Annotated in this window: 31 protein-coding genes; 22 read left to right on the plus strand and 9 right to left on the minus strand. The window is 44.0% G+C overall.

Annotated elements, in window-relative coordinates; genetic code table 11:
• Positions 1-93 precede the first annotated feature (93 nt).
• The gene (locus BW42_RS01615; protein ID WP_231496835.1) at positions 94-675 is read right to left on the minus strand and encodes a CYTH domain-containing protein; all 582 of its coding nucleotides are present in this window, start codon (positions 673-675) and stop codon (positions 94-96) included.
• A gap of 96 nt (positions 676-771) precedes the next feature.
• Between BW42_RS01615 and BW42_RS01620 the strand changes: the two genes are divergently transcribed.
• The 3 genes from BW42_RS01620 to BW42_RS01630 are packed head-to-tail and all read left to right on the plus strand — an operon-like array spanning position 772 to position 3,140.
• Positions 772-1,416 (plus strand): GTP pyrophosphokinase family protein, encoded by a 645-nt coding sequence (locus BW42_RS01620; protein WP_035396676.1) that lies wholly within the window; start codon positions 772-774, stop codon positions 1,414-1,416.
• 10 nt (positions 1,417-1,426) lie between these two features.
• Positions 1,427-2,230, plus strand: coding sequence for an NAD kinase (locus BW42_RS01625; RefSeq protein ID WP_035406625.1), 804 nt, complete (start codon positions 1,427-1,429; stop codon positions 2,228-2,230).
• A 25-nt stretch (positions 2,231-2,255) separates the two neighbouring features.
• Entirely contained in the window at positions 2,256-3,140 is an 885-nt protein-coding gene (locus BW42_RS01630) for an RluA family pseudouridine synthase (RefSeq protein WP_035406628.1), read from the plus strand.
• Between the two features lie 54 nt (positions 3,141-3,194).
• Here BW42_RS01630 and BW42_RS01635 read toward each other — a convergent pair whose 3' ends face one another.
• Entirely contained in the window at positions 3,195-4,364 is a 1,170-nt protein-coding gene (locus BW42_RS01635; RefSeq protein WP_035406631.1) for an FtsW/RodA/SpoVE family cell cycle protein, read from the minus strand.
• A 144-nt stretch (positions 4,365-4,508) separates the two neighbouring features.
• On the opposite strand from BW42_RS01635, the gene fabI reads away from it, so the two are divergent.
• Both fabI and BW42_RS01645 read left to right on the plus strand, forming a co-directional pair.
• On the plus strand, positions 4,509-5,282 hold the full coding sequence (gene fabI, locus BW42_RS01640; protein ID WP_029342212.1) for an enoyl-ACP reductase FabI: 774 nt from the start codon (positions 4,509-4,511) through the stop codon (positions 5,280-5,282).
• A 119-nt stretch (positions 5,283-5,401) separates the two neighbouring features.
• Positions 5,402-5,620, plus strand: coding sequence for a hypothetical protein (locus tag BW42_RS01645; RefSeq protein ID WP_035406634.1), 219 nt, complete (start codon positions 5,402-5,404; stop codon positions 5,618-5,620).
• Positions 5,621-5,624: 4 nt separating this feature from the next.
• On the opposite strand, the gene BW42_RS01650 is transcribed toward BW42_RS01645, so the two are convergent.
• Positions 5,625-6,137 carry a YjcG family protein gene (locus tag BW42_RS01650; protein ID WP_035406637.1) on the minus strand — a complete coding sequence of 171 codons (513 nt, stop codon included), beginning with the start codon at positions 6,135-6,137 and terminating at the stop codon, positions 5,625-5,627.
• 145 nt (positions 6,138-6,282) lie between these two features.
• Between BW42_RS01650 and BW42_RS01655 the strand changes: the two genes are divergently transcribed.
• From BW42_RS01655 to BW42_RS01665, 3 genes are read left to right on the plus strand one after another with little or no spacing between them, the layout of a single operon-like run.
• On the plus strand, positions 6,283-6,825 hold the full coding sequence (locus tag BW42_RS01655) for a phosphatidylglycerophosphatase A (protein ID WP_035406640.1): 543 nt from the start codon (positions 6,283-6,285) through the stop codon (positions 6,823-6,825).
• Entirely contained in the window at positions 6,825-7,445 is a 621-nt protein-coding gene (locus BW42_RS15960; protein ID WP_052018989.1) for a phosphatase PAP2 family protein, read from the plus strand. The genes BW42_RS01655 and BW42_RS15960 overlap by 1 nt, the downstream gene beginning before the upstream one ends.
• Positions 7,445-7,942: a hypothetical protein gene (locus BW42_RS01665; RefSeq protein ID WP_035406643.1), complete on the plus strand. Its 498-nt coding sequence runs from the start codon at positions 7,445-7,447 to the stop codon at positions 7,940-7,942. Before BW42_RS15960 ends, BW42_RS01665 begins: the two co-directional genes overlap by 1 nt.
• 56 nt (positions 7,943-7,998) lie before the next feature.
• Here the strand turns inward: BW42_RS01665 and BW42_RS01670 are convergent, their stop codons facing one another.
• The 4 genes from BW42_RS01670 to BW42_RS01685 all read right to left on the minus strand — a co-directional run bounded on the left by BW42_RS01670 (position 7,999) and on the right by BW42_RS01685 (position 11,885).
• On the minus strand, positions 7,999-8,874 hold the full coding sequence (locus tag BW42_RS01670; protein WP_035406645.1) for a DegV family protein: 876 nt from the start codon (positions 8,872-8,874) through the stop codon (positions 7,999-8,001).
• A 65-nt stretch (positions 8,875-8,939) separates the two neighbouring features.
• Positions 8,940-10,265: a branched-chain amino acid transport system II carrier protein gene (gene brnQ, locus BW42_RS01675; protein WP_035406647.1), complete on the minus strand. Its 1,326-nt coding sequence runs from the start codon at positions 10,263-10,265 to the stop codon at positions 8,940-8,942.
• Positions 10,266-10,612: 347 nt separating this feature from the next.
• Entirely contained in the window at positions 10,613-10,906 is a 294-nt protein-coding gene (locus BW42_RS01680; protein WP_035406649.1) for a hypothetical protein, read from the minus strand.
• Between the two features lie 247 nt (positions 10,907-11,153).
• Positions 11,154-11,885, minus strand: coding sequence for a hypothetical protein (locus BW42_RS01685; protein WP_035406651.1), 732 nt, complete (start codon positions 11,883-11,885; stop codon positions 11,154-11,156).
• Positions 11,886-12,017: 132 nt separating this feature from the next.
• Between BW42_RS01685 and BW42_RS01690 the strand changes: the two genes are divergently transcribed.
• The 7 genes from BW42_RS01690 (at position 12,018) to BW42_RS01720 (ending at position 17,811) form a co-directional block, all read left to right on the plus strand.
• Positions 12,018-12,575 (plus strand): GNAT family N-acetyltransferase, encoded by a 558-nt coding sequence (locus BW42_RS01690; RefSeq protein WP_035406655.1) that lies wholly within the window; start codon positions 12,018-12,020, stop codon positions 12,573-12,575.
• 8 nt (positions 12,576-12,583) lie between these two features.
• Positions 12,584-13,297 carry an alpha/beta fold hydrolase gene (locus BW42_RS01695; RefSeq protein ID WP_035406657.1) on the plus strand — a complete coding sequence of 238 codons (714 nt, stop codon included), beginning with the start codon at positions 12,584-12,586 and terminating at the stop codon, positions 13,295-13,297.
• Between the two features lie 86 nt (positions 13,298-13,383).
• Complete coding sequence (locus BW42_RS01700) at positions 13,384-14,475, plus strand: conserved virulence factor C family protein (protein WP_035406660.1); 1,092 nt, start codon at positions 13,384-13,386, stop codon at positions 14,473-14,475.
• A gap of 359 nt (positions 14,476-14,834) precedes the next feature.
• On the plus strand, positions 14,835-15,047 hold the full coding sequence (locus tag BW42_RS01705) for a hypothetical protein (RefSeq protein ID WP_035406663.1): 213 nt from the start codon (positions 14,835-14,837) through the stop codon (positions 15,045-15,047).
• 78 nt (positions 15,048-15,125) lie between these two features.
• Positions 15,126-15,572 (plus strand): BsuPI-related putative proteinase inhibitor, encoded by a 447-nt coding sequence (locus tag BW42_RS01710; RefSeq protein WP_035406667.1) that lies wholly within the window; start codon positions 15,126-15,128, stop codon positions 15,570-15,572.
• Between the two features lie 33 nt (positions 15,573-15,605).
• On the plus strand, positions 15,606-16,424 hold the full coding sequence (gene nadE, locus BW42_RS01715; protein WP_035406669.1) for an ammonia-dependent NAD(+) synthetase: 819 nt from the start codon (positions 15,606-15,608) through the stop codon (positions 16,422-16,424).
• A gap of 115 nt (positions 16,425-16,539) precedes the next feature.
• Entirely contained in the window at positions 16,540-17,811 is a 1,272-nt protein-coding gene (locus BW42_RS01720; RefSeq protein ID WP_035406672.1) for an FAD-dependent oxidoreductase, read from the plus strand.
• Positions 17,812-17,881: 70 nt separating this feature from the next.
• Here the strand turns inward: BW42_RS01720 and BW42_RS01725 are convergent, their stop codons facing one another.
• Complete coding sequence (locus BW42_RS01725; RefSeq protein ID WP_035406674.1) at positions 17,882-18,277, minus strand: disulfide bond formation protein B; 396 nt, start codon at positions 18,275-18,277, stop codon at positions 17,882-17,884.
• Between the two features lie 65 nt (positions 18,278-18,342).
• Between BW42_RS01725 and BW42_RS01730 the strand changes: the two genes are divergently transcribed.
• From BW42_RS01730 to BW42_RS01750, 5 genes are all read left to right on the plus strand, one after another.
• Entirely contained in the window at positions 18,343-19,233 is an 891-nt protein-coding gene (locus tag BW42_RS01730) for a LysR family transcriptional regulator (protein ID WP_023468861.1), read from the plus strand.
• Complete coding sequence (locus BW42_RS01735) at positions 19,217-20,329, plus strand: N-acetyldiaminopimelate deacetylase (RefSeq protein ID WP_035406676.1); 1,113 nt, start codon at positions 19,217-19,219, stop codon at positions 20,327-20,329. Before BW42_RS01730 ends, BW42_RS01735 begins: the two co-directional genes overlap by 17 nt.
• Positions 20,330-20,563: 234 nt before the next feature.
• Positions 20,564-21,961 carry a cytochrome ubiquinol oxidase subunit I gene (locus BW42_RS01740; RefSeq protein WP_035406678.1) on the plus strand — a complete coding sequence of 466 codons (1,398 nt, stop codon included), beginning with the start codon at positions 20,564-20,566 and terminating at the stop codon, positions 21,959-21,961.
• Positions 21,962-21,973: 12 nt separating this feature from the next.
• Positions 21,974-22,996, plus strand: coding sequence for a cytochrome d ubiquinol oxidase subunit II (locus tag BW42_RS01745; RefSeq protein WP_035406681.1), 1,023 nt, complete (start codon positions 21,974-21,976; stop codon positions 22,994-22,996).
• Between the two features lie 104 nt (positions 22,997-23,100).
• The gene (locus tag BW42_RS01750; protein WP_035406684.1) at positions 23,101-23,769 is read left to right on the plus strand and encodes a TrkA family potassium uptake protein; all 669 of its coding nucleotides are present in this window, start codon (positions 23,101-23,103) and stop codon (positions 23,767-23,769) included.
• A 37-nt stretch (positions 23,770-23,806) separates the two neighbouring features.
• Here BW42_RS01750 and BW42_RS01755 read toward each other — a convergent pair whose 3' ends face one another.
• A complete protein-coding gene (locus BW42_RS01755; protein ID WP_035406686.1) occupies positions 23,807-24,583 on the minus strand; it encodes a Cof-type HAD-IIB family hydrolase in 777 nt (258 codons plus the stop codon).
• 173 nt (positions 24,584-24,756) lie between these two features.
• On the opposite strand from BW42_RS01755, the gene BW42_RS01760 reads away from it, so the two are divergent.
• Positions 24,757-24,972 carry a DNA-dependent RNA polymerase subunit epsilon gene (locus BW42_RS01760; protein WP_029342182.1) on the plus strand — a complete coding sequence of 72 codons (216 nt, stop codon included), beginning with the start codon at positions 24,757-24,759 and terminating at the stop codon, positions 24,970-24,972.
• Positions 24,969-26,636: a ribonuclease J1 gene (gene rnjA / locus BW42_RS01765; RefSeq protein WP_035406688.1), complete on the plus strand. Its 1,668-nt coding sequence runs from the start codon at positions 24,969-24,971 to the stop codon at positions 26,634-26,636. Before BW42_RS01760 ends, rnjA begins: the two co-directional genes overlap by 4 nt.
• Positions 26,637-26,642 lie beyond the last annotated feature (6 nt).

Here is a 26,642-nt window from a genome sequence, read left to right on the forward strand (position 1 = left end):
CGTTCACCCCTTCCTGTTGTTATCGTTACCCTATTTTAGCAACGAAAAAAAAGAAAGAGCAAAGGTTTTGCTTGTTCATTCTTACACGAAAAATCAAGAAAGCGCTTTACGTTCCATGAAGCGAACGATTTTATTTTTTGTTTTGCGCTGTGGAATGTCGTGTTCTGAAAGAATTCGCTCGAAATCCTTTTGCCCTTGTTCGAAGTTGCTGACCTCAAACTCTAACTCATAATCGGTATGTCCGAGATAGCGACTTTTATCAAGGACGAGTAAGCCTTCTGGAAGCACCGTCTCGATGCGTTCGGTTTCTAAACGTCCTAAATGTTCCAACGAACCTTGCAAGTCAAAAGACGACAACTGGTGATTCATCTCTTCGGAGTGAATCAGACCGTATTTGAATAGATCTTCCGCTTCACTTGCTGATAGTGTGACATGTGTTTCAAGCAATCCATTTTCATGAGGTTGTTTTAAAGTAAGGACAAGTCCTTGTTTTTTTTCACGTATCCGTAAGGCAGCACCTTTTTTTCGAAGTTCGAAATCAGGCGTATCAAAATAATCATTTGCTTGCCAAATGGGTTGTTTAGTTGACGCATAATGGGTAAATAACGATAGATATTCTTGTTCAGACAATAAGTTCTTGAATTCGATTTCCAATTCTTGTCTAATCGGAATCACGCCTTTCTAGTTGAATGTCTGAAAATATGATAACATGAATGAGGTAGGAACAGGCACTGAACCAATACTATTCGATTAAAAGTGGTGACAAATCAGATGACAAAAGAAAATTGGGATTTATTTCTTGCGCCGTATCAAATCGCGGTCGATGAGTTGAAAGTAAAGCTAAAAGCGATTCGTAAACAATTTCAGCAACGGGGAGAGCATTCACCGATTGAATTTGTCACAGGACGGGTCAAACCTGTAAAAAGCATTCTTCAAAAAGCAGAACGAAAAGCAATTGCGCGTGAATCATTGGAACAAGATATGCAGGATATTGCCGGATTACGCATCATGTGTCAATTCGTCGATGATATCATTCATGTTCTTGAACTATTACGTTCGCGCGGTGATTTTAAAATCGTCGAGGAACGTAACTACATCACTCAAAAGAAGGATAGTGGTTATCGATCGTATCATGTCATCATTGCTTATCCAGTACAGACGATCGAAGGTGAAGTACCGACATTAGTCGAGATTCAAATTCGTACGCTTGCGATGAACTTTTGGGCGACGATCGAACACTCGTTAAATTACAAGTACCAAGGGAACATTCCGGAAGAAACACGGGAGCGCCTGCGGCGTGCGGCAGAAGCGGCATTTTTGCTTGACGCGGAGATGAGTCAATTGAAAGTAGAAATTCAAGACGCGCAACTCGTCTTTCAACGCGACGCTAAGGCGTCGGAACGATTAAAAGAGTAGGGGGATGACCATGCGTTTTGCAATCACGGCTCGTGATGATGAGCGTTCTCATGCGCTAAAACAACAACTCGAGCAGGCGTTGACGGAGCGGGGATGTGTGCTTGATGTCAGTCAACCGGAAATCGTCGTTTCAATCGGGGGAGACGGGACAATGTTACAAGCGTTCCATTCGTATCTCGATCAAGTAGAGACGATTACCCTTGTAGGGATTCATACAGGGCACCTTGGTTTTTATGCGGATTGGCGTCCTGAAGAGATGGATGAGTTGATTGATCATATCGCGAAGCAGGATTTAGCGACGGTCGAATACCCGCTGCTTGAACTATCAATTGACTATGCGGATGGCTCGCATAATCAACTGCTTGCTTTGAACGAGTGTACGATCAAAAGTTTCAATCAAACACTCGTCTGCGATTTATCGATTCGAGGCGACTATTTTGAGACGTTTCGAGGTGACGGGTTATGTATATCGACACCCTCTGGTTCGACGGCATATAACAAGGCGCTCGGCGGTGCGATTGTCCACCCGGCACTCGAAGCGATCCAAATCACAGAAATGGCTTCGATCAATAATCGTGTTTACCGGACGATCGGCTCACCGATGTTGTTACCGAAACATCATGATGTCGAAATTCGTCCCGTCAATCCGATTGATTTTCAGATGACCTATGACCACTATGCTTCGATTGTCCATCAAAATGTGACATCGATCCGGTGTCGGGTATCAGATAAAAAAGTGAAATTTGCTCGTTTTCGTTCTTTCCCGTTTTGGCAACGGGTGCGGGAATCTTTCCTAGCAGACGAAAGACGTTGACGCAGTATGTAAAGGAAATGGAAACATGAATGGATTTCAGCTACAACAGACGGTTACTGATATCGAGGATGGCTGGCGCGTCAGTCATTTTTGTACGACCCGTCTAGGTATCTCACGAAAAATGTTAGTATCAATCAAAAATCATGGAGATATCACGCGGAACGGTCATCATGTCAACGTCCACGACGTCTTGTGCGCGGGTGACCGTGTCCACGTCTTCTTCCCGGAAGAAACACCAGCACCGGACATGGTAGCGACAGAAGGGGAACTCGATATTTTGTTTGAAGATGATTGGTTACTCGTCGTCAATAAACCACCGGGGATGGCATCGATTCCGTCACGATTGCATCCGGAACACTCATTGTCGAATTATGTTCTTGGTTATTATCGAAAACAAGGGATTCCGTATGCGATCCATATCGTCAATCGACTCGATCGAGACACGAGTGGTCTCGTTTTATTCGCGAAACACGGACTCGCCCATCACCGAATGAGTCTCATGCAACGATCAAACGAATTAGAGCGGCATTATTTAGCCTATGCACCCGGACATGTACCGGTACAAACGATTGATCAGCCGATTGGTCAAACCGATCATTCCTTCATGGAACGAATGGTACGACCGGATGGTCAACGGGCCATTACGCATATTTTAAATAGTCGACGGGTCCAAGCTTTGGATCGAGAGTTTTCCTTACTGGATATTCGACTAGAGACGGGACGGACGCATCAAATTCGTGTCCATCTTGCCTTTTTAGGACATCCTTTGATTGGTGATACGATGTATCAGGGTGAACCATTGCTCCCGCGTCAAGCACTCCATAGCGCGTCAGCGACGTTCCTTCACCCTGCGACAGGAGAACGTGTCCGATTTGAAGCGCCGCTTCCCGAGGATCTTCGATTGGAATAATGAACATACGATAAAAGGCAGTGGACTTAATCCACTGCCTTTTATCGTATGCGATTAATCTTCATCAAACATGGAAATCCGAGACTGAGAAGCGATTGCCATAATTAACCCTAGACCGACGAGGTTTACGATCATCGTTGATCCACCATAACTGATGAATGGTAATGGAAGACCTGTGATCGGTAAGACACCGATCGTCATCCCGATGTTCTGGAAGATTTGGAACGTGAACATGGCGACATATCCTGTCACGATATAGGTACCAAATGGATCCGCCGTCTCAAGAGCAATTTGAATCAAGCGATAGACGAACAGGAATAAGACGATCAATACGATGGCAGCCCCGATGAAACCATAGTGTGAGGCAATCGTCGTAAAGATGAAGTCCGTATGCAGTTCCGGAACGAATACCTGCAGTTTTCCGTATCCAACCCCGAACATTTGACCAGAACCTGTTGCATTGATTGCTTGGACGAGCTGATACGAGAGATCATCCGCATATTCAAAAGGTTGCAACCAAGCCATGATCCGGTTCATCGCGTGACCTGGGAAAAACGTTGCGAGTAAGTCGTTGTGGAAATAAAACAGGTAAAAGAAGATGATGACAGAACCTGCGAACAGGGCAAACATCGTCAAGAGCCATTTCCAGTTCAGTCCAGATAACAACATGGCACATGCAAGAATGACACATAAGATCAAACCGATTCCTAAATCGGGTTGGATGATAATGAGACCAAGTGGCAAAGCCGTGACAGCAACCATTTTAACGAGCAATAAGAAGTCGCGTTCGTGTTGAACATAACGGGCATTGTGTTCGGTGATGACGGCAGCGAGCGAAACAATCAAAAAGAATTTCATGAACTCAGCCGGTTGAACTGTCCCAATGACCGGGAATTGATACCACCCATACGCTCCTTTGATTTCAGTAACGATTGGTGTACCACGGAAAATAACAAGACCAATCAATGACAGGATACCAGCTCCGTATAAAAACCAGTGGAATCGCTTCAGCTGTTCATAGTCGATGAAAATGACGACGGATAACGCTATGAAACCGATGACATACCACTGAATTTGTTTGGCGGAGAAGTTGATGGCACTGATAGCACCTTTAAGCGAAGGTTGGGCCGTATAGATGGCGATGACGCTGATGACCATCAGACAGGCGAGTAAAAACAACAACGTATGATCATAACGTTGTGTAAATGATTTGAATCGATTCATTTCATCCCTACTTTCTATCACTTTCTATATTACCGTAATTTATCAAATCCGCAATATCAAGAGCGATGGTTGACAGAAGCGTTACGTTTTTGTAACCTGAAGATAGGTTTTATTACCAGGTACTAATTCAAGGGGGACTTTATCATGAATATTTATCCTTCACTCGAAGGCAAGACGTACGTCGTCATGGGCGTCATCAACCAACGTTCGATTGCATGGGGCATCGCACGTGCACTCGACGCTGCTGGAGCAAGCCTCGCATTTACATATGTCGGGGAACGTTTCAAAGCACCACTTGAAAAATTAGGACAGGAATTATCACGTCCGGCTTCTTATTATACGTGTGATGTCACGAGTGATGAAGAAATCGAACAGGTCTTCCAGACGATCCATGCAGATCACGGTAAGATTTCAGGAATTGCTCACTCGATCGCATTCGCGGATAAAGAAGCACTTCGTGGTGAATTTTCTGGTGTGACACGTGAACAGTTCGCGCAAGCACTTGATATCTCTGCCTACAGTTTGACGGCAGTCGTCAAGGCAGCGAAAGATTTCTTCACAGAAGACGCATCTGTCATCACATTGACTTACCTTGGTGGTGAGAAGATGGTTCCGAACTACAACGTCATGGGTGTTGCGAAAGCAGCATTAGATGCTAGCGTTCGTTATCTCGCTGCTGAATACGGACAGCAAGGTGTTCGTGTCAATGCGATCTCTGCTGGTCCGATCCGGACAGTTTCAGCAAAAGGTGTTGGCGATTTCAACTCAATCCTTGATAGCATCGAAGAACGCGCGCCACTTCACCGTAACGTTACGACGGAACAAATCGGTCAGAGTGGATTATTCTTACTTTCGCAAATGTCGAGTGGTGTAACAGGAGAAATCCTTCACGTCGATAGTGGATTCCACATTCTGTAATAGGTGATTTAGTGAACCGGGCTTCCCTTAGGAGGGGAGCTTGGTTTTTTTTGTGCTTAATCGGGGAAGTGTCAATTATGAACAACGTTAGAATTAGAAGGGGAGAGGAAGTGCAGAGGATGAACGCAATCGATTTTACGGTCGTACAATATGTGAATCGTCAAGTACGAGTCGACCCACAACTGAAAACTGAACCGGTCGCAAGGGTTCAACCGATACGCCCAGTCGATCCTTATCGAGAACATGAAACGCAAGATTTTTTAGAAGAACAGGCGAATGCATATGGAGTGTTACCAGAACTAAAACTTCCCGGTCGAAGCTTCGACCGGGAAGTTTAATCATTCATTGACCTGTAAAGCGGAATGTCTCGTAGACACTCCAAGCTCCATTTTCCAGTTCATACAATAAAGCCATTTTCGTGACATCTTCTTGGAAACGGATATCTTCCATCTTGAGACGTTCTAGTACATCGAACAATTCGACATCCGACAGTTCTTGACCAATCGTGATATGTGGCAAGAAATCGTATTTCGGATTATGTGCGAGTGGTCCTGTATGCAAGGCACGATGTAATTGTTCTAACTCATCCGATGGCATTACTTTAAGGAACAAGACATTGTTCGTCGGATGGAACGACCGGGCTCCTTGGATGTGCAGATTGACCGGTTTCGTTTCGGACGCGATTCGATTTAACTCTGTCACGATGTGATTTAATTCTGTCTCATCGACTCCCATCCGCTCCCGTAACGTGATGTGCGGTGTGATCAGTGAATACTTCGAGTCATATCTCTTTCGGTATGAATTGGCAAAATCTTGAACGCGTTTCGATGGAAACAATACAACCCCGATGTTCATCGAAAATCCCCTACTTTCCCCTGAAATGATAACGCTTTACAAAATAATCATGACGGATTCTGGCGTCGATGTCAAAGAAGTTTGAGAGGAGCTTTAGAATCCGTGTATACTAATGAAGTACTTTGTTGGAGAGGTGGATACAGTCATGAAGAAAACACATTCAAAAGAGGTCAAACAAGCAGCAATTGACAAGTTACATGAACGCGGGGTGACGATTCATGCGATTGCTGAGATCGTTTACCAAATGCAAGCACCATACACAGTGGATCTGACAGTAGAAACATGTGTCAGTTCGGTTGAACGAGTTCTTGAAAAGCGTGAATTACAACATGCGATCCTTGTCGGGGCAGAATTAGATATTCTTGCTGAAAAAGGATTATTATCAGAACCACTCTTGTCCATCATCCAAAGCGATGAAGGATTATTTGGCGTAGATGAAACGATCGCGATTGGTGCTGTCAATACGTACGGTTCTATCGCTGTTACGACATTCGGATATTTGGATAAGGCGAAGGTTGGGATCATCAAAGAACTGGATACGAAGCTCGGAGACGGAAAAGTCAATACGTTCATGGACGATATCGTTGCAGCCATCGCAGCAAATGCATCAGGGCGTTTGGCACATCGTTTGCGGGATAAGGAAGATTATTCAGCAGAAGAATTAGAAGAACGTAAGGGGACATACTAATGCGGGGGGCAAGAGCGGCGTGGGTGGGTGCATCCATCGCTGTCGTCTTGTTCGTGATCATCGCCGTCTCGATTCGAATGACGGGCTATTTTTTATTTGACGCTCAATTATCGTCGTACATGTCTCAACATGTTCCAGGGGACTATGTCTCTTGGTTCACTCAACTAGGCTCTGGTCCTGGGGCGATGACAATGACGGTGTTACTTGGAGTAGTGAGTTATGTCTTGTGGCGAGATCGTATCGCAAGTATTTGGTATGTATTGATGGCGATCTCTGTAGGAGCATTGAATCAAGTCGTCAAATTTGCCTTCGTACGAGAACGTCCTTCATTGAATGAGTTAGTTGGTGGTGTTGGCTATAGTTTTCCAAGTGGTCATTCCGCGATGGCATTCGCTGTATATGTAGGATTTCTTGTCGTCGCTTTCCGGCATTTAAAAACGACTGGCAAAGTAATCGTATCGGTGTTGACGATTGGGTTATTTCTTGCCATGGGAGCTTCCCGCATCATTTTAAACGTTCATTATTTTTCAGACGTCATCGGTGGTTATTGTTTTGCAGCGATTCTTTTATGTAGCTCCTATGCATTCATCGTCTCCCGCAGAAAAAAAGGAGTGTCTTAATGCTAGTATTAGATGTAGATCATAGTTTATTATTTGATGAAGAAACGATGCGTTCTATTGATAAACCGACCTTGCTTGTTGAGCGAGTCGCCGGACGACCGCGATTCATGACGATGCGAGCGCATCTTAGATTAAAACGATTGGTCTCAATCAACGGTGTCATTCCGGTGACGAAACGAACGATGGAAGAATATCAGCAGTTGGAACTTTTCCAAATCGATGCGCCGCCTAAATGGGCAATCATTGCTAGTGGAGAGATATTGCTGAAAGAAGGAAAAGTAGATCGTCGATATGAAAACTGGCTTCGTCAATTTAAAAAGGAAAGCTCACTTGATTCTATCCTTGAGTATCTTATTGAGATGGAACAAGTGTCGTTTGATGTATATCCTTCCGACACATTATCGAATCAAATCGCACTTCCGCACGAACCGATTCATCGTACGTTGGACGAAGCGATGTTGCTAGAAGAATTATTTCGTAAATACGAAACAAAATAAAGAACCGGACGGTCTTTTTTAAGACCGTCCGGTTCTTTATTTTTTAATGTTAGGTATCAAGTTGTAGGTAGAGAAATGTCGTCGAACCAGAACACGCCGACCGTCTCAGCACCAGCATGTGCCAAGATGGAAGGACCGAATTGCGTGATACGAACGTTGATTTCAGGATGTTCCGTTACAATCAAACGTTTTAATTCTTCAGCAGCAGTATGAGCGAGCGTATGACCGATATATAGTGTTCGATCGTAGACTCCTTGTGCTGTCACTTTAGAAGTGATCTCGGTTACCATTTCCTTAAATGCTTTTTTGATCGAGCGTACCTTCTTGAAAGGAACAAGCTGTCCTTCTTCATTAAATTGAACGATCGGCTTGATGTTGAGCATATTCGCTAATAAAAATTGACTTCCTGAAACTCGACCACTACGTCGCATCGTCTCCATATTTCCAATAATCAGATAAAAATGCGATTTGTGTTTAAACGTTTCAAGTGTCGACATGACTTCCTTTGGATCGTTACCAGCAGCTACTAGTCGCTGTGCGATCCGGACAAGTTCTTGTTGATTGGCAGCACCCGTGTATGAATCAATCGCATACAGCGGGAAACCGACAGCCTCAGCTGCAGCGACCGAACTGGAGTAGGTACCACTTAAGCCACTCGTGATGTGAATCGCATATCCGTAATCATAACCGTCTTCGAGTAACTGTTCGTATAGAGTTACGAAGTCACCAAAAGACGGTTGCGAAGTCGTAGGTGAGATTTTCGAATCGTCCTGCATTTTTTGATTCAATTGTTCAATCGAGATATCGACATACTCCCGGTAAGACTCCCCGTTCAAGATGAGTAATGTCGGTATCACATGGACTCCGATTTTTTCAGCCTCTCCTGGCTCGAAAAAAGCCATGCTGTCGGTAATCCAAGCAATCTTATCCATGTATATGACGCCTCCATTAATATAACCATTTTGTTCATCATACCATAGCTATGAAAACGGAATCACTAGCTAGCGCGTTTTTGTATGACGGAAGGGGTGGAAACGTGTCCAAACCATGAACTGAGACCAAAGGCGATAAGTGTCGGAAACAACCATTCTAAACTTTGATCCACTAAAGGAAGTGATTGATAGAAGGTTTTGAGATTTCCCGGGAAAAGAGAAAGTTGGTTTAACGCACTACAAAGTGAGAAGAAAATCGTTACTCCAAGAGTGAACTGATAAACGACCGACTTACGACGGAACAGATGACGCATGAATGTTAATGCGATTAAGACGATGACGATTGGATAAAGGAACATCAACACGGGAACAGCGATTGATAACAATGTCTGTAATCCGACAATAGATACCGTGAGACCAAGAACAGTCGTGAAGATACTTGCTGTTTTTAATGTGACACGTGTTGAAAGAGTCATCATATATTCTGCAAATGCAGTGACGAGACCAACTGAAGTCGTCAAGCAGGCAAGTAGGATCGCAAGACCAAGTACAGCTAAACCAATTGAACCGAATGCTGTATTCGCATAATGCTGAAGAAGGGTCGGACCATCGACTTTTCCGATTGCGGCAAATGTATTACGTCCGATCATTCCGAGTCCGATATAGACGAGAGTCAAAGCAACCGCAGCAATCGTTCCAGCACGAGTGACGACTTTAAATTGTGCTGTTCGTTCATGAACGCCTCGGCTTTTTAATGTATGAAGTACCACGACACCGAAGACTAAGGCGCCGAGTGCATCAAGCGTTAAGTATCCTTGAAGAAAACCTTGGATGAATGCTTGACCTGTCGTCTCATAGGCTTTGCTTGGTGAAGCGACACTTGAAAGTGGTGAGACGATGCTACTGATGCTTAACGCAGCAAGTGCAATCAGCAATAAAGGTGTGATGAAACGTCCGATGATTTCAAGTAATTTACCAGGACGCAATACGAGGTAAAGCGTAGCAATGAAAAAGAGACTTGATGAGAGAACTAATGTCATTTGTGAAGGCGCACCGAGAAATGGTACAACACCGAGCTCATACGTGACAACCGATGTCCGAGGGATTCCGAAGAAAGGTCCAATGGCAACGTAGAGAGCAAACGTCAAGGCAGCACCTACAAAACGAGGGAGAGGAGCAGCAAGCGTTTTGATACCGCCTCCGATAGATGCGACAGCAAGTAAGCCGAGCAACGGAAGACCCACACCTGTCACGATAAAGCCGAGGATGGCTGGGAGGAATTGTTTACCTGCAAGGGCGCCGAGTTCTGGTGGGAAGATTAGGTTACCCGCACCGAAAAATAATGCGAAGATCATAAATCCTAAAGCGAACGTATCTTTTGTCTTAAACATGTGTTGTCCTCCATTCCTTCTAATTTCAATAAAAAAAGCCTCATCCACGATGTGCGTGGATAGGCGTCGTGTGATCAGACGCCTTGTCGAAATGACGAAAAGGGCCTGGTCTTCATCTTCTCAATCGAGAAATGAATCTTCAGTCCCTGGTCCTAATCACAATCAGTCGTACTGGGATAAGCGATGTATATGTCATGTTTAAAACCTCCTGTTTGAATTTTTCTAAGGATAACATGAAGAATCTAAGAAAACAATATTTTCTGAAAATTTATCACCGAGACTTTTAAACAGAAAAAAACCCTTAACTCATGAATGGAAGTCTTGAGTTAAGGATTTTCATACAAATGTCAGCTTGTCGCAATCGAGCGTATTTTTTTATGGCGTTTCAATTTATGGAGGAGCCAAGCGTGAACGACCTCACAGGATTGACGTGGTAACGTCAGTTCAACAAGCGATTCCTGCTGTTGCCCTTTAATGACGAAAAGTCCATTTTCTTCATCGACAGGGGCGATGGTCATTGAACTCGCTTCATTCAGCGACAGTTTCACTTCACCGAGTGTCGCATCCTTTAATTTGAGGATGTTCCCGTTCGTCGCAAATTTCGTGAATGAGCCAATTCCGTTCACTTTTAACTGATCCATATTGAATTCCTCCTTCTGCTGATTCCAGTACCATCCCTACAAAAAAACAGGTCTAACTTCTATCTTAAAAAGGTTATCCTCATTATAGCGAAGTCCTCACAAGATGCTAGTCTTATTTTGTGTGAAAATTCGAAAAATTTTTTAACGATATTGTCACATTGTCCATAATAACCGTAAAGAAGGAATCATCATTTAAAATTCAAATAGAACAAAAGCATCCTTTTCTAAAAGAAAAAGATGCTAAAGGTCAATCTAACTCAAAACTCCATTTCTTTTTTCGACACACAAGCGTTCCACGTCTAAGAATCGATTCTTTCTCGGCTTCAAAATCTTCATGTAATACGCTCATGTCTTCATAACGGCCAGCCACGTAGACAGGAATCGTAATATTTCTTGAAAAAACAGATCGCTTTGCGCTTTCGAAATCAATCAGGACCCCTTCTCCGAGAAAATGACGGATATGGATCATGATTTCAGCTGTTAAAGCAACAGAGGCAACGGATCGTGCGTGCTGTCGGAATTTTCGTTGCACAAGATCAGCAATCAATTGTTCGACGCGTGCCCAGTCTTTTAAGTAAACGGAAGCATGAAGTCCGTCATGCTCGCTAAAATAGACCAATTCATTTTCAATCGAATCAAGGAAGGGAAGTGGCATTCCACGTTTCATATGCATTAGAAATAACAACTCTGCGATCTCGACATCCGTTAATACGTCGAGTGAATGGGAGGAACGAATATCGATAGCGATCAATGGATGACGCTGCACATCCGTGGATTGTGAAAACTGTTCGATTTCATGCGCTTCGATATAATGTAGCATTGTCCGAAACGATTGTTTCGTCTGCTTGAAATCACTTCCTGAAATAAGCAAAGGACGCTTCAAATCGACGGCTGCGGCGAAATCAGAGAAATGCACCCCTGACATCGTCAAGCGTTGATTTTCCTCGTCCTCATATAAGTAAAGTAACGCACTTGACATACCACTTCGCTTCCTTTCCGTGACTAACTCCTTCATAATTCAATAGTAGCAAAACTTCGAATTGCCTGAAAGGATATTTACTCCTGAAAACGGGCATACTACATAGAGAAGCATAAAGAGAGGTGATGGAGCATGTGGGGCTTGCGAAAGCCATTCCCGGAATTGCGAACCGAGCGCTTCGTATTACGTGAGCTCGAAAACCGTGACGCACGTGAATTGTTTAAAATCCTATCAGATGATGAAGTCATGTACTATTACGGATCAGATCCGCTTGTGACAGTCTATGAAGCAAAAAATGTCATCAGTTACTTCAAGGAACAGTTTACACAAGGTAAAGCGATTCGCTGGGCAATTGCTGATGCAGAAACGAATCAATTGATCGGTACGATTGGTTTTCATAACTGGCTCTCCCAATACCATCGAGCTGAAATTGGCTTTGAAGTCAGTCAAGAGTATTGGCAACGCGGGGTGGCTTCCGAAGCGGCTCGAGCTGTTCTGACTTACGGATTTGAGGAATTCGCTCTCCATCGCATCAGTGCTCTCGTAGCACCTGAGAATCTTGCTTCCAATGCATTGGTGCAAAAATTAGGGTTTCAAGCAGAAGGATTATTAGAAGATTATGCATATAGTCATGGTCGTTTCATGAACTTGACGATGTACCGTATGCTCGCATCTGAGTGGAAGGGATGAGGTAGTCAATGGAAAAACAAACACTTGTACTCCTACATGGATTTACAGGAGGGACAGATTATTTTAATCGGGTAGAGGCAAATTTACGATATTCTTTTGAAGTTTTACCGTTGAGTTTACCAGGACATGAAGGACTGGATGTCGGACCTGATACGATTGAGGGATTCGCAGAATGGGTCATGGATGATCTAGAGCGACGTGGTGTTGAAAAGCCAATCATCGTTGGTCACTCTTTTGGCGGGTACATCACGGCTGCAATCGTGGAAAGGTATGCCGAACAAATCAGTGGATATGGTCTCGTTTACTCAACGGCGAAAGCAGATGATGAACAAGCGAAACAAAAACGAAATCAAAATATCACGCGCGTCGAAGAAGTTGGTGTAAGAGAATTTGTCAATGGTCTTGTTCCGTCCTTATTTGCGGAAGGAGCCGATGAATTCGCTGTTGCTGAAGCACTTGAAATTGGGTATATGATGACCGTCGAAGGAGCCATCCGTGCACTCTCTGCGATGCGAGATCGTCGGGATATGACGAAAGCTTTAACGAAAGCAAACGTAAAAGGTGTCATCATTCATGGTACGAAGGATCCATTGATCTCAGAGGAAAGTGCGTTTACACCAACAAATGATCATCTCATACATCGGTCAACAGACAGTGGACACATGGGGATGCTTGAGACACCGGATGCCTTCGTTGCAATTATCGAAGAAGCATTCAAGTAAGTTTTTGCCCTACGGTCATGTCTGTAGGGCATTTGCTTTGCATTTCAGATTAGATATCTGAAATGATAGAAGTGGAGGGGATACACATGAAAATCGTAGCGATTGAACCAACACCAAGTCCAAATAACATGAAAGTCATCGTTGATGAGGTCTTTTCGGAAAAGGGGCAGACATTCGAGCATGCCTTTGGCGCACCGGAACACATTCAGCGATTACTTGAAATACCTGGCGTTAAGTTTGTTTATCAGGTCAGTGACTTTTTATCGATCGAGCGTTATCCGAAATATGATTGGCGTTCGCTTGTCATCGATATACGACGTGCGTTCGGTGAAACGTTAAATGACATTGAACAGCACGAGACAGATGCTGAGTATGAGCCAGTCCATTTATTTGTACAGTTCATTTTAGGCGTACCAATGCAAATCAAAGGTGTGAAAGGATTAGAAGAAAAACGAGAAGGGTTGCCAGAACGATTCCGAGAAGCAGCGCTATTCGTCCAACCATTCGTTCAGAATGTCATTAGCGATCGACGCTGGGTGGAACAAGCACCTCGATACGGTGACCTTGACGAAAGTTTGCGTGAAGTAGCGAATGAGATTGAGATCGCATATCCAGTCGAACGTATCGAACGTCTCAAGTCGCTCGCAGCAGGGGAAGATATTGCCTTTAGTGGTCAAGCTATTCGTTCGTCTGATTGGAAAGAACGATTTGCGGCGCTTGATGAACTGCCTGTTGAAATGGAATGGGTTCCGGCGTATGCACGATTATTACAGGATGAAAAAATGCAAATTCGTCGTCAAGCAATCGTAAAGCTTGGGATGTTCGAAGAACATCGGGAAGAATTATTAGAGTATCTGACAAGTGCACTCCATGATCCATCAGGTATCGTACGACGAACAGCAGGTGATACGATTTCGGATTGGGCGATGCCAGAGGCTGAACCAATGATGATGGAGGCTTTGACGGATAAAAATAAACTAGTACGTTGGCGGGCTGCTCGATTCCTGTTCGATGTTGGAACAGAACAGTCGATTCCAAGACTGCGTGAAGCGAGCCGAGACCGAGAATATGAAGTCGCTTTACAGGCGGAACTCGCCTTGACTCGAATCGAAAGTGGGGAAGAAGCACTAGGGACGGTCTGGCAACAAATGAATCGAATGATAGATGAAAGTTCATGAGAACTCAAAATAATATTGTGTGAAAGAATCATTCGACAAAATGAGCCATCGATTGTCTAGGTATATTTTCCCTGTTATCTAAAAATGATGGTAAAATAATCAAAATTATGTTGTCATCTTTTTGAAATCGAAATGAAATGTGTTGGAAACGCTCGTAAAAACGCTTGCATGCAACAACTATATAGATTATTCCAAAATATCCCTATTTGAACTGGAATATTGTTTTGAAATGAAATGTCGAATGACTATTCTCTTCTTTTTTCATCTCTTTGATACAGTAAACCTACAATAACGAATTCGAAGCATGTAGGTCATCTTTTGGCTTGGCATATGAATGAGAAAAGGGGAGAATCGGGGATATGTTACTTTTCGCTGAAACTGATTTAGCAGTAGGATACAAGGAACGGACAACAACAGGGGTATATGTCACGATCGAAACAATTGACAGTCGTACGATTACATTGGTTGCACCAGCAAACGCGGCAGAAGATATTTGTGACGAACTGTTTGCGACAGGTTTAGAGCAATTGTTTTCATTCAAGATGAATCCATCTACTTTACCTGTAGCATAAGAGATGAAATGTGCGAGAGAGGAAATCCTCTCTCGCTTTTTTTTGTGATAAAATTGATTAGATAAAAGGAGGGATGAAATGAAACGTCTCGTTTTCATTCTGTTGCTGCTTACTGTTTGTTTAGCAGGTTGCCAAGAAAAGAAACAACAGGCAACAAAAACCATGAACGAACCGATTCAGATTGCAGTCAAAACGACAAAGCAAGACAGTATGATGCAATTAGACATTTCCTTAACGAATCCAAATGATCACAGTGTAAACGTGACATATCCTTCCTCGCAACGATTTCAGGCTCAATTGATTGATGCGAAACAACACGTAACGTATGATTTTGAGAAAGAGCAAGTATTCACGCAAGCGATTGAGAAGGATACGTTCACAAAACGCGAAACGAAACAGTACACGGTTGAATTACCGATCTCCTCTTTAGGTGATAGCAAGGAAGTTCGCGTATCGACAATCCGCCAGTTCAAAGGAGCAAATGCAAAACAAACGACGGATCACCAAATGATTGATTCAAAATGACGATCAAAACGATGTGAAGGAGTGAATTTATTCATGCAACAAGAAATCATCCAAGTAACAGGCGTTAAACCTATCATTGATCCAGCCCAAGAAGTAAACGAGCGGGTAGCCTTCTTGAAGGCGTATCTCAAGCATACAGGGGCGAAGGGATTCGTATTAGGCATCTCCGGGGGACAAGATTCAACGCTCGCAGGTCGTCTATGCCAACTAGCAGTTGAAGAGTTGCGAAAAGAAGAGGGACAAGATGTCTCATTTTATGCGGTCCGCTTGCCTTACGGTGAACAACAAGATGAAGCAGACGCACAGGCAGCCTTGACTTTTATTCAACCGGATCATTCGCTTCGTGTGAATATCAAACCAGCGGTCGAAGCATCGATGCGGGCATTCGAAGAGGCGACAGGTGCAGAACTTTCAGACTTTAGCAAAGGAAATACGAAAGCGCGAGAACGAATGAAGAGTCAATATGATTTAGCCGCTCATTATGGCTGTTTAGTCGTTGGAACGGATCATGCAGCCGAATTCGTGACGGGATTCTACACGAAACATGGGGATGGTGCATGTGATTTAACACCATTAACGGGACTGAATAAACGGCAAGGGAAACAACTCTTACGTTACTTGAACGCCCCAGAAGTCTTGATTGAAAAAGTTCCGACAGCAGACCTTGAAGAAAATCGTCCGGCACTACCAGACGAAGTGGCACTCGGAATGACATACGAAGAAATTGATGATTATTTGGAAGGTAAGTCGATTTCAGAAGCAAGTCAAGAAAAGTTAGAGACGCAGTATAAACGTGTTGGACATAAGCATCATATGCCCGTCTCACCACTTGATGAATGGTGGAAAGCATAATCAAAAATAAGGAGATATGATTTCATGATTGAAATCATGTCTTTTTTCATGTTCTTCGATTCTTCTCCGGTCGTTATGGGAAAAGAAGAGAAACGATGGTTGAGGAGGCGAGAGTATGACGATTGGGATCATAGGTGGAGGGTTATCCGGATTGACAGCAGCGGCGTTATTTGCAAAACAAGGAACACCGGTCACGCTCTGGGATGCTGGATTACTCGGAGGACGTGCCACCTCTCAAACCGTAAAGGGCTTTACATTTAATTACGGTGCCCATGCGATTTATGGACGCGATCAATCAATTCTTCGCAAATTAACGAAACAACTCGGTATCGAAGTGACGTGGCTTGATTTTTCAGCGAGTCGTGCGAAATATGAGTTTTCAGGTCATTTGACGGCTGTTCCTACGAATGCCTGGGGACTACTGAAAACAGAAGTCATCGAAGGAACGAACAAAGTACGTTTTACATGGGAGATTATTAAAACGATTTTACGAGTCGAACGAGGGAATCCGCAACAATCCATCGGGCAATGGTTAAAAACAGAACGCGTCGATGAACAAGTGGCACAGTTAATGCTTGATTTGGCATCAACGAATTTTTTTACGGCAGAACCAGAAAAAATTCCATCAGATGTCTATTTCGAGTATTATCAAAAGCTTTTTCGGACGCGAAAGCCTGTCTCATACATCGAAGGGGGCTGGCAAGGGTTAGTACAGGAATTGGAACGGATCATCCTAGAGAACCGTGGAGAGATCTTGAAAAAAACAAAAATAACAGCAGTCGAATTGACTACGACAGGATTCTTGGTACGTGATCGAAAAAAACAAGAATGGAATGTGGAACGGATCATCTTTGCCGTACCACCACGTGAAATCTTAAAAATGGCGACTCCAACGACGATCCAAAAATTCGTGACACCGCATGCGAGTCATGAACCCGTCGAAGTTTTCGTGTATGATCTCGGACTTCAGCCTTATATCCAAACACCGTATTCATACATCTACGACCGTTCGCATCGAGCGTTCATCACGGATTTATCGCATTATGATGCAAGCCTCGCACCAAAGGATGGTCAAGTCCTTCAAGCAATCGCTTATCTTGAACACGATCGACTTGAGGATCCTGATTATATCGGACATGTTCGAACGGGAATCGAACAGATGCTTGACGTTCATTTCACAGACTGGAGAGAACGTATCGTTGCAGAACGAACGATTAAACGAGCAGTCGTACAAGAAATCAAATGGAAAATGGGGCAAGGTCCTCTTGCGACTCAAATTCCGGGACATGCAGGTGTTGCTTTCGTCGGAGACTGGTGTGAAGGGACGGGACAACTCTCAGAGCTTGCGTTCTCAAGCGCCGTAAGTGTTTTCAATCGATGGACGTGATGTAAAACGACAAAAGAAAGGAGAAGCCGAATTGACTTCTCCTTCTTTGTATTGACCAAAGATTCATATCTTACGCTTCATTGTTCGAACGTGCTGGATAGAACGCTAGAATCAAGAGTAATGTAAAGGCAATGAGACTCATCATCGGAATCGTCAAGAAACCGAAATAGTTGACCCATTTGATGAGACAGCCACTCGAACATAACGCTTCGCCATCGGGTAAACGCTCAAGGATGACATGGTACAAGGCGACACCAAAGCCGGCAAGCACATATAGGCGTACAAAGAGTGGATCGATCGTTTTCGACCGGAACAAGGATATGAGCAAATAAAAGGCTGTCGTATACATGAATAGTCGTTGCCACCAACAGAGAGGGCAGGGAATGAATCCACGAATTTCACTAAAATAGAGACTGCCAAGCGTTGCAATCGTTGAGATGATGAACATAAAATGATAGCGTGTCATATGTATCGTCCTTTCTAACGTGTTAAACTAATGCCATCTTATATCATGAGGAGTCGAATCTCACATTGCAAGTGTCGGAAATGGAAATGTTGATCACTTTATCGGAAGAATTGAATATGAGGCGAGCTGCTGAACGATTATTCGTTTCACAACCTGCGCTTAGTCAACGTCTTGTTGCGATTGAGAGACGCTGGGGAACCAAACTATTCATTCGTTCATCGCGTGGCTTAAGCATCACACCGCAAGGAGAAAAAGTGATTGGTCTCGCAAAAGAGATGAATCGGAAGGAACTCGAACTAAAAAGTGAATTGACGGCAGAAGAGGGTGCCGTTTACGGAACGCTTCGGATTGCTGTCGCCTCCATCATGGGACAATACTGGCTCCCGCGTGTCTTAAAACGATTCGTCGAGCGTTATCCGCATGTGCGTGTCCAGTTGGTCACCGGATGGTCAAGTGAGATGATGCGTCATATGTTAGAGGAACACTTTCATATCGGGATCATTCGTGGAAACCCGGACTGGAAAGGTGTTAAAGAGCGCCTTTTCTCAGACCCGCTCTATCTAGTTGATAGTGAGTTGACGTCGATTGAACAATTGCGTGTGACGGATCGCCCGTTCATCCAGTTCAAAAGTGATTCGACGTACTATCAAGAAATTTTAGAGTGGTGGCAAGATCGGTTCGCAAGTCCACCCTCTCGGACTTTGGTCGTCGACCAAATCGAGACATGCAAACAGATGGCGTTACATGGCATCGGTTTTGCTATCTTACCTGAGTCGACGATTCAGCAATCGAATGAAGTCATGCAGCTTCCGTTGAAGACATCATCCGGAAAAGTACTGAAGCGAGATACTTGGATCTTGTCCACGGAATCGATGCTTGAATTAAAACAAGTCCAAGCTTTTTGGGACATCGTAAAAGAAGAAGGAGGAAGTCAGTCAGATGGAATACGCCATTGAGATGCGGCGCGCGCTTCATAAAATACCGGAACCAGGGTTCAAGGAATTTAAGACGCAAGCTTTTATATTGGAACAAATTCGTACATATCCGCCAGATCGTGTCACATATGACACATTTGAAACAGGTGTTTTCGTTCGAGTGAAAGGATTGACTGGAAACCGAACGATCGGGTATCGCGCAGATATTGATGGGTTACCGATTGAAGAAGCGACAGGGCTTCCGTATTGCTCAGAACACCCAGGGTTCATGCATGCATGTGGTCATGACATGCATGCCTCGATTGCTTTAGGGTTGATGAAACGGATCGTTGAACTACCAGTCATGGATGATGTCGTCTTTTTATTCCAACCGGCAGAAGAAGGACCGGGCGGGGCGGAGCCGATGATTAAAAGTCCATTGTTTGAAAAATATCGTCCGAGTGAGATGTATGGTCTTCACGTTGCACCGGAATATCCAGTCGGTACGATTGCTAGTCGTCCAGGCGTACTGTTCGCGAGTGCTCGAGAAGTTCATATCACGATCTATGGTCAAAGTGGTCATGCGGCTTTTCCTCATTTGACGATTGATACAGTTGTTGCGCAAGCAGCCTTGATCATGCAATTGCAAACGATCGTCAGTCGATCCATTAATCCGATGAATTGTAGTGTCATCACGATTGGGAAAGTGGATGCAGGTATTCGTGAGAATGTCATTGCCGGTAGAGCGGTTCTTGACGGAACGATGCGTGCGCTAAACGGCGAAGACATGGAAAAACTCGAACGTCGTGTCCGTGACATCATTCGAGGAATCGAAGCTTCGTTTGGTGTTAAAATCGATCTGCAATTCGGTAATCGCTATTATGAAGTCGTCAACGACCGGCAAATCGTGGATAAATTCTCATCATTCGTAAAGATGAATGCCAACTATATCGAATGTGACGCGGCGATGACAGGGGAAGATTTTGGTTTCATGCTGAAAGAGATCCCAGGGATGATGTTCTGGCTCGGCGTCGATAATCCGACATCTGGTTTGCATCAACCAACATTAAACCCGGATGAATCAGCCATTTCTTTTGTCATTGATTTACTTGACCATTATTTCCGAGAGTATGTTTAAAAATTTTTATGAAATAATAAAGGATATAAAGCTTTCCCTTTCGAATTCAGGAATGGGAAAGTTTTTAATATATGTAGGAATAAGAGTTTTCGAACATTTTGTGAAAAAAATCACGTGTATATGTGAACAATTTGTTACATCAAACATTATAAACAGACACAAAGGGTTATGTTCTCTATGATACGGTTATAGACCATATAGAGAAGTATGTTTTAGGAAGAGGGGGCTAAATACATGTTCAATGATCCCGTAGTGCTCAGTCGATTGTTGACAGGGCTCACACTAGCGTTTCATATTATTTTCGCGACGATTGGTGTCGGAGTACCGCTCATGGTACTGGCAGCTGAATTCATCGGTCTGAAACGCAAAGATCCAGATTATATCTTATTAGCAAGACGGTGGACGCGTGGATACGTCGTTACCGTAGCAGTCGGTGTCGTAACAGGGACGGCAATCGGCTTGCAACTATCATTACTTTGGCCGTCACTCATGCAAGTAGCGGGTCAAACAATTGCTTTGCCACTATTTATGGAAACGTTCGCGTTCTTCTTTGAAGCGATTTTCCTTGGTATTTACTTGTATACGTGGGACCGGTTCAAAAATCCATGGTTGCACTGGTTGATTGGGATTCCAGTCGTCATTGGTGCGACAGCATCAGCGTTCTTCATCACGACAGTCAACTCCTTCATGAACTCACCAGAAGGATTTAAGATCGTCAATGGTACGTTAACGCAAATCGAACCATTAAAAGCAATGTTTAATACAGCGACACCGACGAAGGCGACACACGTCATCGTTTCAGCTTACTTGACTGTTGCCTTTATCTTGGCAGCAATCGCGGCGTTCCATTTGCTTCGCAAAAAGACACTCTCAGCAGCAGAGACGGCATATCATAAGAAAGCTCTTCGTCTCACTGTCATGGCTGGTCTGATTTTCGCGTTCTCGACAGCACTTGTCGGTGACTTCTCAGGGAAATATTTAGCGAAATACCAGCCAGAAAAACTAGCAGCTGCGGAATGGCATTTTGATACGACAAATGAAGCAGAATTGATTTTTGGTGGGATACTTGATCAGCAAGAAGACGGCAGTTATGAAATCAAAGGAGCCGTCAAAATCCCATATGCGCTCTCAATTCTTGCAGGTGGGGCTCCGAATACGGAAGTCATCGGTTTAAACGAATTCGCAAAAGAAGATCAAGCACCACTGATCGTCCACTATTTCTTTGATATCATGGTATCGATTGGGATGTACTTGACTGCTATCTCTGCTTTGTTCATCTTGGCATTCCGATTGAAAAAATTGAATCCATATAATAAGTGGATTTTACGAGGGGTGTTCATCGGTGGTCCGTTAGCGATGATTTCAATCGAAGCGGGATGGATGTACGCTGAGATTGGTCGTCAACCTTGGACGCTTTACGGTATCATGCGAACAGCGGACGCGGCGACGACTTCAACAGCGGTTGGTCCGATGCTCATTTTATTCAGTGCATTGTACTTGTTGCTTGGTACGATTTGTACGGTCGTCTTATTACGGATGTTTAAGAAAAACACGGTTGGAAAAGAACTTCAAGAACTTGCTGAAAACCACCATGCACGCGGTGAAGCAATGTTCGTGGATGATAACAAGTAAGGAGGGAACGATTTGGACGTTCAAACACTAGGGATCACGGTCCTTTGGACTTTCCTGTACGGATATCTCATCGTTGCCTCAATTGACTTCGGTGCTGGATTTTACGCCTTTTATTCAAAATATACGAAGCGGGATCATCTGACGAATCGATTGATTCTTCGTTACCTCTCTCCTGTTTGGGAGGTAACGAATGTCTTCTTCGTATTCTTCTTCGTAGGACTAGTTGGGTTCTTCCCAGACTCCGCTTATTATTTCGGTACGGCACTACTCGTACCAGCGTCAATTGTTCTTGTCTTGATTGCGATTCGTGGTAGTTTTTATGCGTTCGCCAATTATGGATCAAACGACAGCATGTTCTACACATTTTTATATGGAGCGACAGGGTTGCTGATTCCTGCTGCGATGTCGACGACATTGACAATCAGTCAAGGTGGTTTCATCCGCAAAACGAATGATACAGTTGAGTTTTTAGGAACGAAATTATTTTCGAACTTTTACTCGTGGACGGTCGTAGCGCTCGCTATCGTATCTGTCTTATACATCAGCGCGATGTTCCTCTTATTCTACGCGGATAAAGCGAAAGATGAGGGAGCTACGCCACTTATTCGGAAATGGGCACTCTTTTGGAGTGGACCAACAATCCTCGTCTGTGCGCTCGTCTTCTTTGGACTGAAGAACCAAGCGGCATGGCATTATGAAAATATCCTAAACGGCAACTGGTGGTGGTTCGCTGCTAGTTTCTTATTTTTCCTCATTGCCGTGACACTCGTCTATATGAAGAAAAACTATGGCATCGCGTTCGTCGCGGTCATGTTACAGTATGCAGTCGCGTGGTTCGGTTACGGATATACACACTTGCCGTATATCTTGTATCCATATATCGATATCAACAAAGCAGTCGTAAACGAAACGATGGCTTCCGCACTCGTAGTCGTTTTCATCTTCGGACTTTTACTCTTAATTCCGGCGTTGTATTTGATTTTACGGCTCTTCTTGTTCGATAACGATTATGTACGTGGAAAATCATCAAAATAATGAATGGATAAACGCCTCTGCGATTCGCAGAGGCGTTTATAGTATTTTTAAATTGAATCGGGTACACTACTAATGAAGAGCGATTGTGAAGGAGAGTTGTGAAAATGAATGGAGAGTTTGCAGTAATCGGACTAGGGCGTTTTGGTGGCTCGATTGTCCGCGAATTATCGAAAAACGGCTATGATGTCTTGGCAATTGATTCCGATGAGGAACGTGTCAACGAATTCATGGGGATTGCGACACATTCTGTCATTGCCGATACGACCGATGAGAACGTTTTAAAAAGTTTGGGGATTCGAAACTTTGATCATGTCATCGTCGCTATTGGGGAAAACATTCAAGCGTCTATCTTGACGACGTTAATTTTAAAAGAGCTCGGGGTGCAATCGATCACCGTCAAAGCAACGAATGATTACCATGAAAAAGTATTGCGAAAAATTGGAGCGGATTTCATCGTTCACCCTGAGCGGGATATGGGGGTTCGGATTGCGAACGGATTGATGAGTTCGAATATCCTTGACTACTTAGACTTATCACAAGAATTCTCAATCGTTGAGATTAAAGTCAGTGATCGGATGGCAAAACAAACCTTGATTGATCTCGACTTACGAAGTAAATATGGAGCAAATGTTGTCGCCATCAAACGGGGTGAAAATGTCATGATCTCCTTGCAGGCAGATGAAGTCATCGAAAAAGGCGATTATCTCGTCGTCATTGGTGAGAACGAAGATCTTGATCGCTTAGAACGCGCGATTCATAAAGTAAAGAACTAAAAAAAGCTGAGGCATGCCTCAGCTTTACATCTATCTATTAGATGAGTTGGAATTCTTTAAGTCCATGTGCGATACCGTCTTCAAGAATTGGTTTCGTGACATAATCGGCAGCGGCTTTTGTTTCCGGAAGTCCGTTGCCCATTGCAATACCGGTTCCGACATAGCGTAGCATTTCAAGGTCATTGAGAGCATCTCCAAAAGCGAAGGTATCCTCGCGGCGAATGTTTGTCAATTTCAAGAACTGTTTGATGCCTTCTGCTTTCGAGGATCCAACGTTGATGACATCCATCGCATGGGGATGCCAGCGAATGAAATCAAAAGCATCGTAACGTTTGATGTAATCTGCTTCTTCTTCTGCCGTGCAGTAGACAAGCGTTTGAAACACATCGTGAGACAAGAAGGCTTCTTCATCGTGAAGCGGTAACGGCATGTCGAGATCTCCGAGCGAATCAACGACATGAAAATCATTTGATTTCGTTGTAAAACCTTTTGTTTCGCCAAGATAGACAAGCGTATGTCCGTTTTCCTTTGCTTGTTGCGTCAAATGTGTCAGATCGACTTTAGGTTGTGGACGCTTGTAGATGATTTCGTTTTGATGAACGACAATTTGCCCGTTGTAACCGATGATCGTATCAATGTTGAGCAACTCACGAATCCCAGATAACATTGCGGGACCGCGTCCAGTCGCGAGCGCTACATATACACCGTTTTCTTGAAGTTGACGAATTGCCTGTTTTGTTGATTCCGGAACGAAATGACCATCATGCAATAAGGTTCCGTCGATATCGAAAAAGACGACTTTCTGATTTGCCATGGTTTCACCTTCTCTTTTTAATTGGTCGAAATGACCTGTTCATGTGAAAGTATAGCATAACCAAAAGCGTGTTGCCGGAAGGGAACATGCGGAATAAGGATGAAAAATAGTCCATGTATCGTGTATACTGTACTAAGGACAAAAAACAATGTACTGATAAGGAGTTGCTAGACATGATTTTTAAAGTATTTTACCAACCGCTTCGTTCGGAAGCACCTGTTCGTGAACGGACAGAAACGATGTATGTAGAAGGGGAAAGCATTCGTGACGTGCGATCAACGATTGACCACCTCAAAGAGATCAACATTGAGTTCATCCGCGAAGTTAGTGGAGAATTTTTGACATACGAACAACAACATCCTGACTTCAAGGTTGCGACGTTCGAATGAAGTTCGTCAAAAACCATCAAGCCGCCGTCTTCGCACTCGGTGGACTCGGGGAAATCGGAAAGAACACGTATGTCGTTCAATTCCAAGATGAAATCATCGTCATCGACGCGGGTGTCATGTTCCCTGAGGATGAATTACTCGGAATCGACTATGTCATTCCGGACTACACTTATTTGATCAAGAACAAAGATAAGGTCAAAGGGGTCTTCATCACGCACGGTCACGAAGACCATATTGGCGGTCTTCCTTTCTTGCTTAAACAAGTAAACTTACCGATTTACGCTGGAAAAATTGCAATGGGTCTCATTAAAGTCAAACTAGAAGAACACGGTTTGCTTCGGAATGCAGAACTTCATGAAATCGATGAAGATTCGATCATCAAGTTTCGGAAGACGAGTATCTCGTTCTTCCGTACGACACACTCGATTCCGAACTCGTTCGGTGTCGTCGTCAAGACACCACAAGGCAATATCGTGCATACAGGGGACTTTAAGTTCGATTTCACACCGGTCGGAGAACCTGCTGATTTAGCGAAAATGGCTGAACTTGGTAAGGAAGGCGTCTTGTGCCTTTTATCGGATTCTACGAACGCTGAAGTGGAAGGTTTTACGATGAGCGAACGTGTCGTTGGGGAAACGATTTCAGACATCTTCCGTAAGGCGGAAGGACGAATCATTTTCGCGACATTCGCATCGAACATCTATCGTCTCCAACAAGTCGTCAATGCTTCTGTTGAAGCAGGACGAAAAATCGTCGTTTTCGGACGTAGCATGGATAAGGTCATGATGATTGGTCAAGAACTTGACTTCATCAAGGCGCCGAAGGGTACGATCATCGAGCCGAACGAGATGAAGCGTTATAAATCAAACGAGTTGACGATCCTTTGTACCGGTTCACAAGGAGAACCGATGGCGGCCCTTAGCCGTATCGCAAACGGAACACACCGTCAAATTTCAATCATTCCAGATGATCTCGTCATCTTCTCTTCGTCACCTATCCCGGGGAACGTCGTCTCAGTCGGAAAGACGATCAACCAGTTGTACAAAGCTGGCGCGGATGTCATGTACGGTAAATTAAATGACATCCATACATCAGGTCACGGTAGTCAACAAGAGCAGTTGCTCATGTTACGTCTATTGAATCCGAAATACTTCATGCCGATTCACGGGGAATACCGGATGCTGAAGAAGCATATGTCGCTTGCGATGGATGCTGGTGTACCGGAAGAGAACTGCTTCGTCATGGATAACGGTGAAGTACTGGCATTAGATGCGAATGCAGCCGCTATCACTGGGAAGATTCAAGCGAATGCCGTTTATGTCGATGGAAAAGGAATCGGTGATATCGGTAACATCGTCTTACGAGACCGCCGTATTCTCTCAGAAGAGGGACTTGTCGTCGTTGTCGTGACGCTTGACTCTAAAACGAATCGTCTCGTCTCAGGACCGGATATCATCTCGCGTGGTTTCGTCTACATGCGTGAGTCAGGTAATTTGATTAAAGATGCTGAACGTCTACTTAAGCGTTCGCTTGATCAATCGCTTGCGAACCGTAACACGAAATGGACGGACATCAAACAAGTCATCAATGATACGCTCACACCGTATTTAACTGAAAAAACACAACGTCATCCGATGGTCATGCCGATCATCATGGAAGTCTGATTCGAA

It is taken from the genome of Exiguobacterium sp. RIT341 (assembly GCF_000632205.1).
Taxonomy (GTDB): domain Bacteria; phylum Bacillota; class Bacilli; order Exiguobacteriales; family Exiguobacteriaceae; genus Exiguobacterium_A.